The organism is Glycomyces paridis, from assembly GCF_004912155.1.
GTDB lineage: Bacteria > Actinomycetota > Actinomycetes > Mycobacteriales > Micromonosporaceae > Glycomyces > Glycomyces paridis.
Window position 1 is genome coordinate 382943 of the sequence record NZ_STGX01000004.1, and the last position, 14889, is coordinate 397831.

Here is a 14889-nt window from a genome sequence, read left to right on the forward strand (position 1 = left end):
CAATGGCGCTGCCGCACCGAGAGGTGCCCGGCGGCTTCGCCCGTCGGATCCTCTTCCTGCCTCCTCGCTCAGAGGCCGAGTTTGGCGAGGTCGGTGCGGGAGGCGACGCCGAGTTTCGGGTAGGCCTTGTAGAGGTGGTAGCCGGCGGTTCGGGGGCTGAGGTAGAGCTGTTCGCCGATTTCGCGGTTGCTCAGGCCCGCGGCGGCGAGGCGGACGACCTGGAGTTCTTGCGGGGTGAGCCGGTCGGCGAGGTCGGGGGCGGCCTCGATCGGTCCGGCGTCGCCGGCGGCGCGGAGTTCGCGGCGTACGCGTTCGGTCCAGGGTTCGGCGCCGAGGCGTTCGAAGACGGCCGCGGCGGAGCGCAGCCGGGTCTTGGCCTCGTTGACGCGGCGGGCGCGGCGGAGCCATTCGCCGTAGACGAGGTCGGTGCGGGCGGTCTCGAAGGGGTGTCCTTCGGCGGCCTTGTGGAGTTCGGCGGCCCGCCGGTAGTGGGCGCCGGCGTCGGCCTCGTCGGCGAGGAGGCCTCGGGAGCGTTCGACGAGGGCGGCCAGGTGGGCCTGGCCGCCGGCCTCGGCCCATTCGGTGTACCAGGCGAACGCGTCGGCGATGCGCGCGTGTTCGCCAGTGCGGGCGGCGGCTTCGACGGCGACGGGGACGAACGCGAGGGCGTCGCCGGGCGCATTCGATTCGAGGTGGCCCATCAGGCGGTCAAGTGCTTCCTCGTTGCGGCCCAGGGAGAAGTCAAGGAGCGCGAGGGCGGTGTCGATGGTGACGGCGGTTTCGGGCGGGGAGGCGGCGCGCGCGGCCTCTACGAGGTCGTGGACGTCGGCCTCCTGTCCGCGGAGGGCGGCGATGGGGGCGAGGATGTAGGCGCGGGCCTTGACCAGGCCGATGGGTTGGCCCAGTTCGGTGGAGAGGTCCATGGCGTCGGCGGCCATCGCCTCAGCGTCGCGCCAACGTCCACGATGGAATTCGGTGATGCCGTTGAGCACGAGTGACCGCGGGAGCGCCCCGGCGGCGCCGGTGCGGCGGGCGGCCCGCACGTTCTCGGAGGCGGTGGCCTCGGCGGCGTCGATGTCGCCGATGAGGGTCTGCCACCAGGCGACCATGGCGCGGTTCTCGGGGGTGACCGCGGCGCCGAAGCCGACGTGGATGTCGATGAGGCTGCGGAGGGCGGCGACGGCTTCGGTGACGGTGACGGCGCAGGAGCGGTGGAATCCGGCGGTGGCCTTGGCGAGGTCGCGCACCCAAGGCGAGTGTTCGATGTCGAGGCGTTCGGCATGCTCGGCGGCCACTTCGGCGCGCGAGAAGTCCCCTGCCTGCCAAGCGAGTTCGACGGCTCGGAAGAGCGGGTAGCCGGCGGCCTCGGGCTGGGCGGCCGTGTAGTGGTCGGCGGCCTCCATGTAGAGGCGGTAGGCCTCGCGGACGTCGTTCCTCCAGCCGGCGACCATCGCGGCGATGAGGGTCGCGCGGGCGTGCACGGCACGGTCGTTCGTGGACTGTCCGATCTCGGCGCACAGCGCCCATGCCTTGGGGCCGTTGCCGGCCGAGGCGGCGGCTTCGGCGGCGCGCAGGAGGCGGCGTCCGCGTTCGGGCCCTTCGGGGGTGAAGCTCGCGGCGCGTTCGAAGACGGCGTACTCGACGTTGTGCCCGCCGCAGGTGGAGGCGCATTCGGCGGAGGCCTCCAGGGCGGCGGCGACCTCCTCGTCGGGGCCGGTGGCGGCGGCGGCGAGGTGGAAGGGCCTGCGGTGGTCGTCGGGTTCGAGGACGTCGGCGAGGATGCGGTGCGCTTCGAGGCGGCGGAAGACCGGCGCGCCCTGGTAGGCGGCGGTGCGGATGAGCGGGTGCCCGAAGGCGAAGCGGCCGCCCTGGTAGCGGACGAGGTCGTCGGCCTCGGCGGGGGCGAGGTCGGTGAGCTGCGCCCCGAGTTTCGCCGCGGCGTCCAGGACCAGGCCGGGGTCGGCGGTCTCGTCGGCGGCGATGAGCAGCAGGAGGGTCCGGGCGGCTTCGGGGAGGCGGTCGATGCGGTCGCCGAAGACCTGCTTGAGGCGGCTGGTGGTCGAGCGGGTCCCGGTCCAGTCGGCGGCCAGGCGCGTCTCCGGTTCGATCGCGGGCAGCTCCAGGAGCGCGAGCGGGTTGCCTTCGGCGGAGTTGAGGAGGCGCGAGCGGGACGCATGGGACAGTCCATTGAGTCGTCCGGAGAGCAGCGCTCCGGCGGCGTCGGCGTCCAAGGGGCCCAGGCGCATCTCGTCGAGGCCGGGCGTGGGGAAGTCGGGCGCGTAGCCTTCGCGGACGGTGAGGATCATCGCGACCGGTTCGGCCGCAAGGCGTTTGGCGACGAACAGGAGCACCGCGGCCGAGTCGGGGTCGAGCCAGTGGGCGTCGTCCACGACCGCCAGGACCGGCCGGGTGGCGGCGGCTTCGGCGAGAAGGCTCAGGGTCGCGAGGCCGACGGTGAAACGGAAGTCGCCGGGCGGGGCGGCCTTGTCGGGGGCGGGGGCGAGGCCCAGGAGGCGCGAGAGGACGCACGCGTGGTGCTCGGGGATGCCCTCCAGGTGCCCGGCGAGCGGGAGCAGGAGCGCGCCGAGCCCGGCGAAGGACCAGGCGTGCTCGGACTCCACTCCCGTGCAGCGCAGCACGGTGAACCCGTGGGCGGCCTCGGCGGCGACCGCCGCCAGGCTCGACTTGCCGATGCCTGCCTCGCCGCGCACGACCAGCGACGAGCCGCGCCCCGCCTCGGCGGCGGCGACGCGGTCGGCGAGGGCGGCGGTCTCGGTGTCTCGTCCGTACAGCACGATCCAACGGTACCGCCGCCCGTCCGATTCGCCCGGTCCCCGGACCGGGTCGTAGGACGAACGGACCAAGACGGCGGCCAGGGTCCGAGGGCCCAGGGGGCATTTGCAAACCCCCGGCGAGTCGATGGCCGAGGCCATGTGTTCGCTCGCTCTGCACAGTTGCGACTCGCAAGCGTCGCCGAGACCGCGGAAGGCGGTCTGGATACCGGTGTTGTACCCAGACCGCCGACAACGAAGCGAGCGGGCAGATGGACCGGCCAGCGGCCGTCAGGGGTCTGCAAACGCCCCCTAGTACGGCGAGGGCAGGGGCGCGGCGCGGCGGGCGTCGGTCAGGGCCCGGCCCCACCATTCGAGCTCGTCGAGGAGCCGCTTGGCGCCCGGTTCCTCGTCGCCGAACTTCGTGAACGCGCCGTTCTCGTCGAAGTGCTGGTAGAACCGCGGGAACGCGATCGAGTTGCGGATCGTGAAGGTGCGAAGCTCGGGGAAGATCTGCCGCAGGTGCTGCGCGGCGTTCTGCCCCCCGGTGGCCTTGCCGCCGTAGGTGACCAGCGCGACGGGCTTGGCGGCCCACTCGTTCATGTAGTAGTCGATGGCGTGCTTGAGCGACGCCGGGATGGACATGTTGTACTCGCCGGTGACGACGATGAACGCGTCGGCGCGGTGGAGGCGTTCGGACAGGGCGGAGACGCGCTCGCTCGGGTCGCCCTCGGTCGACCACATGTCCTGCTCGGTGAGGTGCTGGGGCAGTGCGGCGTCGAGCAGGTCGATGAGGTCCACGTCGAAGCCGCCGTGCGCGGCGGCGAGGTCGGCGATCCACTTGGCGGGCACCGGCCCCCAGCGGCCCTCGCGGGTGGTGCCGATGATGACGCCCAGGTTCAGCTTGTCGCTCATGAGGTTCCGTTCCTTCGGTGTTCGCTGTCGGGACCGAAGCTACGGACGGTTCGACCGGCGGCACATCCGTCGGTCGACTGGTCGGCGACCGGACCGGTCACGGCCGCCACGCCGGTCGGGCGTCCCGGTCGGGCGACGGATGCGCGACAGGTCGCCTCCTCCTTAGCGTTGCGGCCATGACTACTACAGAGACGGCGGCCCCGGAGGCCGCAACGACCCGGTGGGCGGCGATCCTCGCCGTCGGTTTCGCGCAGCTCGTGGTGGCGGGCGGCATGTCGAGCCTGGCGGTCGCGCTGCCGCTCATACGCACCGAGTTCGGGGTGTCCGAGGCCGCCACGGCCTGGGTGCTGCTCGCGTACGCGCTGCCGGTCGGGGCGGTCGCCATCGCGGCCGGGCGACTCGCCGACCGCGCCGACCTGCGGGCGGTGGCCGTGTTCGCGATGGCGGCCCTGGCGGTCGGGTCGGTGGCGGCGGCGCTCGCGCCGACGTTCGCGCTGCTGCTGGCGGCGCGGGCGGTCGCGGGCCTCCTGGGCGGGCTGCTGTTCGGCATGACCGGGCGGATCATCGTGGTCTCGGCGGCGCCGTCGCGGCGCGGCCGTGCCATGTCGGTGATCGCGCTGCTGATGACGGTGGGCGGCATGGGCATGGTCGGCGCGGGCGGTTTCGTGGTGGCCGCGTTCGACTGGCGCGGCCTGTTCTGGGTGTTCGCGGTCCTCGCAGCGGGGGCGGTGGCCGCGGTGGCGGCGGCGGTGCCCGGCAACGGGACGGGCCTGCCCCGGCCCGACCGTGTCCTGTTGGGGGACACGGCGACGTCGGGCGGCGCGATCGTCGCGTTCCTGCTGGCGTTCGAGTACGTGGATTCGGCGCCGTGGATCGCGGTGGGGGCCTTCGCGGTGAGCGGCGCGCTGGGGACGGCGTGGGTGCGGCGGCCGTCGTCGGCGCCCACGGTGGCGCTGCTGCGCTCGCCGCGCCTGGGCGGTGCCCTGGTGAGCCTGACGCTGCTGTCGGCGGTGACGGGCCTGCTCAACTTCAGCCTGCCGTTCCTGCTGACGGACGTGCAGGGGGTGCGCCCTGAGCTGGTGTCGACGGTGATGCTGACGTTCATCGGCGGGGTCGCGGTGATGACGCCGCTCGCGGGCTGGCTCGCCGACCGCTTCGGTCCGGGCCGCGTGTCGGCGGCCGGGGCCCTCCTGGTGGTGGCGGGCGTGGTGCCGCTGCTGTCGGTCGGCGCCGAGACGGGCCTGGTCGACCTCGGAGTGCGGATCGGCCTGCTGGGCTCGGCGTTCGGGATCTTCAACACCCCCATGAACACGCACCTGTTGGCGTCGGCGCCCGCCGAGCAGTCGGGGACGGCGGGGGCGTTCATGGCGACGACCCGCACGATCGGGACCTCGCTGGGCCCGGTGGTCGCGGCGCTGGCCTGGGGCCTGGGGGCGACGGCCGTGGACGGCTACCGCCTCTCCGCCTGGACCATCGCTGCCGTCCTCGTCCTGGGCGCGGCCGTCCAGGCGACGACCCGCCCCTGGCGCAACACCACCCCGGAATGAGGGCGCGGGTGGCACCGGAGTCAGAGGTCGAGTTTGGCGAGTTCGGTCCGCGAGGAGACGCCGAGTTTCGGGTAGGCGTTGTAGAGGTGGTAGCCGACGGTCCGGGGGCTGACGAAGAGCTGCTCGCCGATCTGGCGGTTGGTGAGGCCGTCGGCGGCGAGGCGGACCACCTGGAGTTCCTGCGGGGTAAGGGAGTCGGCGAGGCCCGGCTTGGACTCGACGGCGGTGGAGTCGCCGGCGGCGCGCAGTTCGCCTTGGGCCCGTTGGGTCCACGGCACGGCGCCGAGCCGTTCGAAGACCTCCGTGGCCTCGCGCAGGTGGGCGCGGGCCTCGTTGATGCGCCGCACCCGACGCAGCCATTCGCCGTAGACGAGTTCGGTGCGGGCGCGTTCGAACGGGTCGATGTCGTCGGCGCGGTGCAGCTCGACCGCGCGGGCGAAGTGCGCTCCGGCCTCGGCCTCGGTCGCCATGAGGGCACGGCAGCGTTCGACCAGGGCCTCCCAGTAGGAGCGGCCGGTGGCGTCGGCCCAGTCGGCGAACCAGTCGAAGGCCTCCTTGACCTCGCCGAGCCGCCCGGACCGGAATGCGGCCTCGACCAGGGTCGGCACCTGCGTGAGCACCTCCATCGGGGTGAGGCCCTCGGCGATGCGCAGCAGCCGGTCGAACGCGGCCTCGTAGTGTCCGAGGCCCAGTTCCAGCAGGCCGAGCGTGGTGTCGGCGGGGATCACCGAGTCCTCGGGGGCGTCCTCGATCGCGGCGGCCACGAGTTCGCGGCAGCGCCGCTCCTCGCCGCGGATCGCGGCGATCGGGAGCAGGACCCAGATGCGGCCCTGCATGAGCGCCCGGCGGTCGTTCTGCTCGTGGGCGAGTTCGATGGCGCTGGAAGCGGACGCGCAGGCGTCCGCGTATCGTCCATAATGGAACTGTGTCTGCGCCTGCACCAGCAGCGCCTGCACGAGCGGGCTCAGCGCCCCGCGCTCGCGGCAGGCGCGCACCTGCTCGGCCGCCGCCGTGTGGGCGGCCGGCACGTCCCCCGCCAGGAACCGCCAGCGCGCCGCCAAGACCTGGTCGAACGCCTGGAAATCCTCGTGCAGCGGCTGGTAGTAGTCGTAGAGGGAGCGGAGGGCGTCGACCGCTTCGCCGGCGGTGTCGCCGGGCTGGCGGTTGAGGCCGGCGGCGGCGCGGGCGAGGCGGCGCACCCAGGCGTTGTTCGAGCCGCCGTACTTGGAGGCGAGGCCCGAGGCGTACTTGACCTTCGCGAAATCGCCGGTCTCCCAGGCGTTCCAGACGCCGCGCAGGAGCGGGTAACCGGTGTTCTCGTGGCCGGTGGCCGCGTAGTGCTCGGCCGACTCCATCCAGACGTCGAAGCCCTTGGAGTGGCCGGCCCAGGAGAGGATCGTGGCGCGGATGAGGGCGGTGCGGGCGAGGAGCACGTGGTCGTCGGTGAGGCGCTCTGCGGCTTCGGCGAGTTCGACGGCCTTGCCGGTCATGCCTGCGGCGTAAGCGGTCTGGGCGGCCTGGACGAGTCGGCGGGCGCGCTGGTAGTGGTCGGGGGTGAAGCTCGCGGCGCGTTCGAGCGCGGCGGTCTCGGCGACGCAGCCGCCGCGTTCGGCCTCATAGGACGCGATGGCTTCGAGTGCGGCGGCGGCCTTCTCGTCGAGGCCGGTGGTGGCGGCGGCGAGGTGGCGGGCGGCGCGGATGTCGTCGTCGCCAAAGGCCTCGGAGAGGGCGCGGTGCGCTTCGATGCGGCGGGCGCGCGGCGCCGAATGGTAGGCGGTGGACCGGATCAAGGGGTGCACGAACTCGATGCGGCCGCGGTGGTAGCGGACGAGGTCGTCCACTTCGGCCGGTTCGAGGTCGGCGAGGCTGGAGCCGAGCCGTGCGGCGGCCTCGGCGATCACGGCGGTCTCACCGGTCTCCTCGGCGGCGGCGAGGAGGATGATGGTGCGGGTGCCCTCGGGGAGGGCGATGATGCGCTCGGTGAACGCCTGCTTGATGCGGGAGGTCGTGGAGTAGCGGCTGTTGGAGGTGTCGGCGCGCAGCGGCGACTCCTCGTTGTCGGCGGCCGGGAGCTCCAGGAGCGCGAGCGGGTTCCCTTCGGCCATGCGCAGGATCCAGTCGCGGCTGGTGAACGGGATGCCGTCGGCGCGCATGTCCAGGATCGCTTGGGACGCTGCGAGGTCGAGCGGGCCGAGCGTGAGTTCGGGGATGCCGGGGGCGGGGAAGTCGGGGGCGAAGCCGTCGCGGACGACCAGGACCATCGTGATCGACTCGGTCGACAGGCGCCTGGCGGCGAACAGGAGCGCGTTCGTGGAGTCGCGGTCGAGCCAGTGGGCGTCGTCGATGACGACGTACACCGGCTGCTTCGCTGAGGCGTCGACCAGGAGGTTGAGGAGGGCGAGGCCGACCTGGAGGGAGTGGGCGCGGCCGGTGCCGTCGCCCATGCCCAGCGCGGTGCGCAGCGCCTCGGCCTGCGCGGCGGGGAGGCGGCCGAGTCGGTCGAGCAGGGGGTGCAGGAGCATCTGGAGCCCGGCGTACGACCAGGTGTGCTCGGCTTCGACGCCGAGGGTGCGCAGGACGGTGAAGCCGTCGGCGCGCGGGATGACGGCGTCGACGATCGCGGACTTGCCGATGCCGGGCTCGCCGCGGACGACGAGCGCGCCGCCGTGGCCCACGCGGGCGCCGTCGAGGAGGGCCTGGATCGAGTCGAGTTCGGCGTCCCTGCCGTAGAGGACGGCGCGGCCCGAGGGCGGCGACTCGACGTAGGCCGGGGCGGCGGCGTCCCGGGTCTCGTGCGCGGCGGGTGCTGCGGGGCTGGACTGTGGCGGCACGGCGGCTCCATCCTCAGGACGACCGGGGACCGCTCCAGCGTATCCGCGGGCGCGGACCGGTCGCATCTGTCAATCGACTGGGGTCGACCTGGTTCGCCCTGACCTGGTGGAACGGCGGGGCCGACCGGGTTCGGCGACCGGTCGACCGGCCCGGTCGAACGACCGGGGCCGCACCTGGCGCGGGCACCTAGCGTCGGGGCATGACCGCGACGATCGAAGGCACCCCGACCCGCCGGGCGGCCCGGCGCTGGACGACCGCCCTGTGGGCGGCGTTCGCGCAGGCCGTGGCGTTCGCCGCGGCGTCGCTGACGGTGCTCACGGCCGCCGACGCCGCCGCGGCGACCGGGCCGGGTCCACGATGGTGGCCGGCGACGGCCTGCGGGGTCGCGCTGGTCGCGGTCGCGAACGGCGCCAGGCGGTCGGGCGATCTCGGCGGCGCCCGTCGCTCGGGTGCCGTCGCCTTGTGCGCGTTGGCGTTCGCGTCGGCGGCATACGCAATCGCGCCGGTGTTCTGGTTCGCCGTGGCCGCGGCGGGCGCTATCGGGGCCGCCGCGGGCGCGGTGGTCGCGGTCGCCGGGAGGGTCCTGGCCGAAGCGGAGGTCGGCGACGGGTCGGCGTCGGTCGGGCTGTCGGCGGCGGCGCTGTTGGTGGGCGTGGCGGGCGGTGCGGTCGCGCTGGCGGGGGCGCCCTGGTTCGGGTGGCAGGGGGCGCTGGGGCTCGTGGCGGTGCTGGGAGCGCTGGCGGCGTCGCGGTTCGCCGCATTTGCCCTATCGGAGCGTGAGCGTTAGCGAACTGTGACGTGAGTTTCGACTGATATCCGTGTGGTCCTTGAGCTTCGGATGTCACGATGAGTCGTCCGGGTATTCGGAGGTTTTACCCGGCACGCGGGCACCGGCCGTCCTGTGGCGGTGTCCGGAAGAAGGCCCTGGGGAAGTTCGAGACCCCGGGGCCTTCCATTCGTCTTCGGCTCGGCGCGGCCCTCACGCGGCCGGTGTTCCGGCGCTTCCTGAAGGCGTCTTCAGGCCGCTTCAGGTCCCCTTAAGGTCGCGGCGAGAGACTGGTCCTGGGTCCGGCGCGCAGCACACCGGACTCGAGCGGACGGCCCACGATCTCCTGGGCGAGTCCGGCAGTGCGGATGAGGGCGTCGAGGTCCACACCCGTCTCCACGCCCATGTCGTGGAGCATGTGCACGACCTCCTCGGTCGCGACGTTGCCGGAGGCGCCCGGAGCGAAGGGGCACCCGCCGATCCCGCCCACGCTGGCGTCGAACTCCACGACGCCCCGATCGAGCGCAGTGAGGAGGTTCGCCAACGCGGTACCGCGAGTGTCGTGGAAGTGCATGAGCATCGGCAGGTCGGTCCCGGCCTGCACGGCGTCGAGCAGGTCGGTGACGCGACGCGGCGTGCCCATGCCGGTGGTGTCGCCGAACGCGACCCGGCCTGCCCCGGCCGCCTCGGCGGCGGCCACGATCCGGGCGACCTGCGCGGGCGCGATGTCGCCTTCGAAGGGGCAGCCGAAGCTGGTGGCGATGATGACCTCGACCGAGGCGAGGCGTTCGCGCGCGAGCGCGCAGATGTCGGGCAGTTCGGCCAGCGACTCGGCGACGCTGCGGCCGATGTTCGCCCGGTTGTGGGTCTCCGAGGCGGAGACGACCACCTCGACTGCGGTGAAGCCCGCGTCGAGGGCCCGTTCGACGCCTTTGCGGTTGGGGGCGAGGGCGCTGTAGCTGATCCCGGAGTGCTTCTCGACGGCCGCCCACACCTCGGCGGCGTCGGCCATCTGCGGGACGGCCTTCGGGCTGACGAAGCTGACGGCCTCGATGCGGGAGAGGCCGGTGCGCGAGAGGGCGTCGATGAGCCGGATCTTGTCGCCGGTCGGCACGGGCGGCTCGTTCTGCAACCCGTCGCGCGGTGCGACCTCGCGGAGCATGACCCGGTCGGGCTGGTGCATGGTCGCCTCCTGAACGCCGCCTCACCCGGAACCGGCCCGGGCCGCCTACGAGCCCATGCTAACCCGCGATCCCGCCATGCGGGACAAACGAGGACTCCGGGGCATCATGCCCTCGGCGGGGCGTGGGGCTTTTAGCCGGGGTCGAGGGCTCGCAGGGCTGCGGCTCGCAGGAGGGCCGCGGTCTCGTCGGCGCTGACTTCCTGGCCGAGCGAGAGGTACGGCGTCGAGTTCATGAGGCCGAAGGCGCCGTGCGCGAGCACGCGCGCCTGCTCGGGCTTGAGGCCCGGCCGGAGGCGGCACAGGACACCCACCCACTCCTCGACGTAGACGCGCTGGAGCTTGCGCACCTCGCGGCGCGGCTCCTCGGGCAGCCGGTCGAGCTCGTGCAGGTGCAGGATCACGATCTCCGGAGAGTCGATGACGACCTCCAGATGGAAGTCGACCAGCGCCTCCAGGGCCGCCTGCGGCTCGTCCGAATGCAGCGACGCCCAGTGCCGCCCGCCCGAGAGCAGCCGTTCCGAGACCGGGATGAGGGCGTCGGCGAGCATCTGTTCCTTGCCGCCCTTGAAGTGGTGGTAGAGGGCCGGGCCGGTGATCGAGGCGGCCGCGCCGATGTCGTCCATCGAGACGCCGTGGTAGCCGTGCTTCGCGAGCAGTTTGACCGCGACGTCGAGGATCTCGCGCCAGCGCTTGGACCCGCCGCGGCTATCGGCTGCATGCATCTCCACGACCTAGAGGTTACTCGTACGTAAGCCGTCGAGCAGGGAGCAAAAGCCCACTTTCGCCGGGTCCATCACCCCCGAAACCCCTGCCGCGCCACAGCGTTCCGCCCGCACCGCGCGCCCTGGGCCACGGCCGGGCCCGGTCGGGCCGCCCCCGATCGCCCCGGGCACCGGCCCGAGGCCGTCGCCGGCGGGCCTTGTCGCACCAGGCACTTCCCCCCGGACGCGACGCGGCCGCACCCCGTCTCCGAGGTGCGGCCGACGTTCGTGCCGCTCGGCCCGCCGTGACACGTGGCGGGCCGGGCGGCGCGGTTCTCGACGCCACGGGAGGCCAGACACATCGCCTCCCGTGGCGGTCGTCAGTGCTCGGTCGGGTGCGTCCGGCGCTCGGCTTCGGCGTCCGCCGCCTCGCCCATGGCGCCGGCCGCGGGCGCCTGCGTGTCCGCCGCCGCCCCGTACCGTTCCGAACTGTAGGTCTGCGACATGGAGGCGGTGGCGTCCGCCCCCGCGTTCGCGTCCTTCATCTTGCCCGCCTCGCTCTCGGCGCTGGTGAGCATCCGCTCCCAGCGCTCGCGCATCGGGGCGATGAGGCCGCCGCCGACGCCGACGATGGCGACGCCGGCGATGATCGACAGGACCGTCCACATGATCGGGTTGGTCACGGTGGTGGCGATGCCGACCTGCCCGAGCGCGGCGACCGCGCCGAAGAAGATGATCGCGACCTGGCAGATGCGGGCCACGATCTTGCCGTAGCTCGTCTCCTCGAGCGTGCCGGAGACGAGGGTGAACACGGCGTTCGCGATCGCGAAGGCGACCACGACGATGACGAGTGCGACGAACAGCAGCGGCAGCCAGGCCACGAGCTGGTTCAGCAGGGTCGACACCGGGTTGGTGCCGAACGCGCCGAACGCCAGTTGCAGCGTGAACAGCACCAGCGCGAAGTAGACGAGCTTGCCGAGCAGGTCGCTCAGCTCGAACTTGCCCGTGTATCGGCGCAGGCCCGACTTGTCGCCGACCCTGTCGAGGCCGACCTTGTTCAGCAGCTTGCCGACAAGCTTGCCGATCCATTTGGCGACGAACCAGCCGATGAGCAGAATCGCCAGGAACGCCAGCGCTCGCGGCAGGAACTCGGCGATGTTGTCCATCATGTTCTGGAAGCTCTGCGAGATGTCCATGTTCGAAGGGTAAGCCGGATAACACCGCTATTCAGGCGTTTCGCGGGAGAAGCACCTGATATGGAGGCAAGTAGCCGCCGTTCGAGGGCGGCCGCGGGCCTACGTCGGCCAGGTGCGCCAGTGCATCCAGGACTTGGACGGGGTGGGGCCGCGTTGGTCCTGGTAGCGGGAGAGGTTCGCGCCGGCGCCGTAGGGGTGCTCGGCGGGGCTGGAGAGCTTGAACAGGCACAGCTGCCCGATCTTCATGCCCGGCCACAGGGTGATGGGGAGGTTGGCGACGTTGGAGAGTTCAAGGGTGACGTGCCCGGAGAAGCCGGGGTCAATGAAGCCGGCGGTGGAGTGGGTGAGCAGGCCGAGGCGTCCGAGGCTGGACTTGCCTTCGAGGCGGGCGGCGAGGTCGTCGGGGAGGCTGATGACCTCGAGGGTCGAGGCGAGGACGAATTCGCCGGGGTGGAGGACGAAGGGCTCGTCGTCGCGGACCTCGACGGGGACGGTGAGTTCGTCCTGCTGCTTGGAGGGGTCGATGTGGGTGTACTTCTGGTTGTTGAAGACCCGGAAGCGGCGGTCGAGCCGGACGTCGATGCTGGACGGCTGTACGAGCTCGTGCTCGAACGGCTCGATCCCGAGTCGGTCGTTCTTGACGGCTTCGACGATGTCGCGGTCGCTCAGCAGCATTGCCCAAGGTTAGAGGCCCGCGAGTTTCGGCAGCTCAGCGGGTCCCGGGCGGCACCGCGTAGGCCACGGTGCCGAGGTCGTGGAAGTCCCAGCCCTCGGGTGCGAGGGTGCGGCACTCGTCGAGGTCCTCGGCGCAGACGATGGCGTCGACGTCGGCGGGGTCGGCCGGTTCCTGGCCGGGCACGACCGATTGGAGGGCGACGAGTTCGGTGCCTTCGGGCAGGAGGATCCACCAGGGCTGCTCCCAGGAGTCGTTGCCTTGGACGATGCCGACGGTGTCGGGGTCGGTGGCGGCGACCGCGGCGGCGGCCTCCTCGTACTGGGGGAGCCATTCGAGGCGGCGCACGAAGCGCTCTTCGTGGTCGGTGAGGCTGAAGACGGAGAAGGCGCCGGTGAGGCGCCGCGGGTAGCCGTAGGCGACGGTGAGGAGGCCCGCGAGGGAGGCGAGGACGGTGAAGGCGGCGATGAGGGCGCAGGCGGCGCGGCGGCGGCGCCGGTCGGCGGCGGTGGCGGCGACGCCTTTGACGAGGGCGGCGGCGAGGAGGCCCGCGGCGGGGGCGCCGAGGACGACGAGGAAGAGGGTGAGGCGGTTGATCCACGGCTGCCAGGAGACGGTGCAGGCGACGCCGATGAAGGCGACGGCGAGCGCGGCGGCGTAAGCGCGGCGCAGGCGGGGGCCTTTGACGTCGAACCAGGCGAGTCCGGCGAGGGCGGCGAGGCCGATGAGGGGGGAGGCGGCGCGGTCTTCGTCGGGGTACCAGGCGTCGACGGGGAATTCGGTGGCGCCGAAGGTGGTGCGGGGGTCGTTGAGGTCGACGCCGAGGAGGTCCGCAAGGGCGCCGATGCCGGCGGCCGCGGCGTCGGAGAGCGGCGCGATGGGGGTGTCGAGGCCGGTCTGGGCGATGCGGAGGGCGTTGACGAGGAGGAGGCGAGGGTCTGCGGTCTGGACGCCGATGGATTCGCGCAGCATCGGCGGGCCGAGCGGGTTGCCGAAGGTGTCGTGCATGCGGAGGAGGAAGGGGCCCACGAGGATCAGGGCGACGGCGAGGACGGCGAGGGAGGCGGCGACGGTGGCGGCGCGGGCTTGGAGGGCCCGGGAGGCGTCGGCGCGCGTGCAGGCGCGGGGGCTGCGGCCGCCGTCGCGGACGAGTCGTCCGATGCCCCAGATGAGCAGGAGCGGGGCGGCGGCGAGGAGGCCGGTGGTCTTGGTGACGGCGATGAGGCCGAGGGCGAGGCCGAGGTAGAGGGCGTCGGTGTGCGGGGCGGGGGCGTGGAGGACGGCGCGGGGACCGGTGGCGTCGGCCGGTCGGGTGAATTCGTCGAGGACGACGGTGGCGAGGCAGGCGACCCAGGCGGCGGCGACGAGGTCGACTTGGGTGCTGGAGGCCTGGAGGAGGACTTCGGGGGTGGTGGCGAGGACGAAGACGGTGGCGAACTGGGCCATGGGGCCGCCGCCGAGCTGGGCGGCGATGCGGGAGGCGGCGAGGGCGGCGCCGATGCCGGCGAGGAGCTGGACGAGGTTGTAGGCGCCGTCGCCGCCGGTGAGGAGGCGGGCGTGGGTGAGGAGGTACTCCGAGCCGGGGCCGAGGTCGACCTGGCGGTGGATGTCGGTGGGGTAGACGGCGACGGAGGCCTGCTGGACCCAGTGCTCGATGCGCGGCAGGTGGTAGGTCTGGGAGTCGAAGTTGTTGGGCGAGGAGGCGATCGCGAGGACGGCGGCGCTGACGGCGAGGATGACGACGACGCAGGCGAGCGCCCACTGCCAGGCGGGGGCCGCGGCGGCGGCGGACCTGGTGCGCCGCCAGGTGCGGCGGGTGGCGCCGCGGCGGCTGCGCAGTTCGTCGCGGAGGGCGTCGAGGGACTGGGCGCGGCCGGTGGGGGCGACGTCGCGGACGCAGCGGACGAGCACTGCGGCGCAAGTCGCAACAGAGGCGACAATCCAGGCAATGAGGACTGTGGTGGCGGTGAGGGCGGTAAACGCCGAGGCGGCTTCGACGACGGCGACCGCGAAGGCGCCCAGGAGGAGCGCGGCGCGGACGACGGCGAGGCGGGCGGGCGCGAGCACCGCGCCGTCGCGGGGGCGCAGGGCGTAGGCGAGCGCGGGAATGAGGACGAGGAGCCACGGGACGAGCAGCACCGCTCCATTCAACACGACCGTCCCGGCGGGTGGCGCTCTGGCGGCTGCGCGTTATGGTTGTGGAATCGTGTTCGGACGCGCGGGGATGGAGCAGCAATGCTGTTGTCGGTGCTGGTCCCGGTATTCAATGAGGAACGACTCGCCGCCGGGACGCTGAAGGAGCTGC

General features: G+C 72.8%; 10 protein-coding genes. 2 read left to right on the plus strand and 8 right to left on the minus strand.

What is annotated here, in order from left to right; translation table 11 throughout:
• Positions 1 to 68: 68 nt before the first annotated feature.
• Positions 69 to 2795, minus strand: coding sequence for a helix-turn-helix transcriptional regulator (locus tag E9998_RS07945; protein ID WP_158299731.1), 2727 nt, complete (start codon positions 2793 to 2795; stop codon positions 69 to 71).
• A gap of 288 nt (positions 2796 to 3083) precedes the next feature.
• Positions 3084 to 3686 (minus strand): NADPH-dependent FMN reductase, encoded by a 603-nt coding sequence (locus E9998_RS07950; protein ID WP_136529158.1) that lies wholly within the window; start codon positions 3684 to 3686, stop codon positions 3084 to 3086.
• Between the two features lie 176 nt (positions 3687 to 3862).
• On the opposite strand from E9998_RS07950, the gene E9998_RS07955 reads away from it, so the two are divergent.
• A complete protein-coding gene (locus E9998_RS07955; protein ID WP_136529159.1) occupies positions 3863 to 5233 on the plus strand; it encodes an MFS transporter in 1371 nt (456 codons plus the stop codon).
• Positions 5234 to 5253: 20 nt separating this feature from the next.
• Here the strand turns inward: E9998_RS07955 and E9998_RS07960 are convergent, their stop codons facing one another.
• A complete protein-coding gene (locus E9998_RS07960) occupies positions 5254 to 8064 on the minus strand; it encodes a helix-turn-helix transcriptional regulator (protein ID WP_158299732.1) in 2811 nt (936 codons plus the stop codon).
• 200 nt (positions 8065 to 8264) lie between these two features.
• On the opposite strand from E9998_RS07960, the gene E9998_RS07965 reads away from it, so the two are divergent.
• Positions 8265 to 8852, plus strand: a complete 588-nt coding sequence (locus E9998_RS07965) for a hypothetical protein (protein ID WP_136529161.1) — start codon at positions 8265 to 8267, stop codon at positions 8850 to 8852.
• Positions 8853 to 9102: 250 nt separating this feature from the next.
• On the opposite strand, the gene E9998_RS07970 is transcribed toward E9998_RS07965, so the two are convergent.
• The 5 genes from E9998_RS07970 to E9998_RS26690 form a co-directional block, all read right to left on the minus strand.
• Positions 9103 to 10014, minus strand: coding sequence for a hydroxymethylglutaryl-CoA lyase (locus tag E9998_RS07970; protein ID WP_136529162.1), 912 nt, complete (start codon positions 10012 to 10014; stop codon positions 9103 to 9105).
• A 131-nt stretch (positions 10015 to 10145) separates the two neighbouring features.
• Complete coding sequence (locus E9998_RS07975; protein ID WP_136529163.1) at positions 10146 to 10736, minus strand: TetR/AcrR family transcriptional regulator; 591 nt, start codon at positions 10734 to 10736, stop codon at positions 10146 to 10148.
• A gap of 359 nt (positions 10737 to 11095) precedes the next feature.
• On the minus strand, positions 11096 to 11911 hold the full coding sequence (locus E9998_RS07980) for a mechanosensitive ion channel family protein (protein WP_136529164.1): 816 nt from the start codon (positions 11909 to 11911) through the stop codon (positions 11096 to 11098).
• Between the two features lie 99 nt (positions 11912 to 12010).
• Positions 12011 to 12586, minus strand: coding sequence for a dCTP deaminase (gene dcd / locus E9998_RS07985; RefSeq protein WP_136529165.1), 576 nt, complete (start codon positions 12584 to 12586; stop codon positions 12011 to 12013).
• A 34-nt stretch (positions 12587 to 12620) separates the two neighbouring features.
• Entirely contained in the window at positions 12621 to 14723 is a 2103-nt protein-coding gene (locus tag E9998_RS26690) for a hypothetical protein (RefSeq protein ID WP_136529166.1), read from the minus strand.
• Between the last annotated feature and the right edge of the window lie 166 nt (positions 14724 to 14889).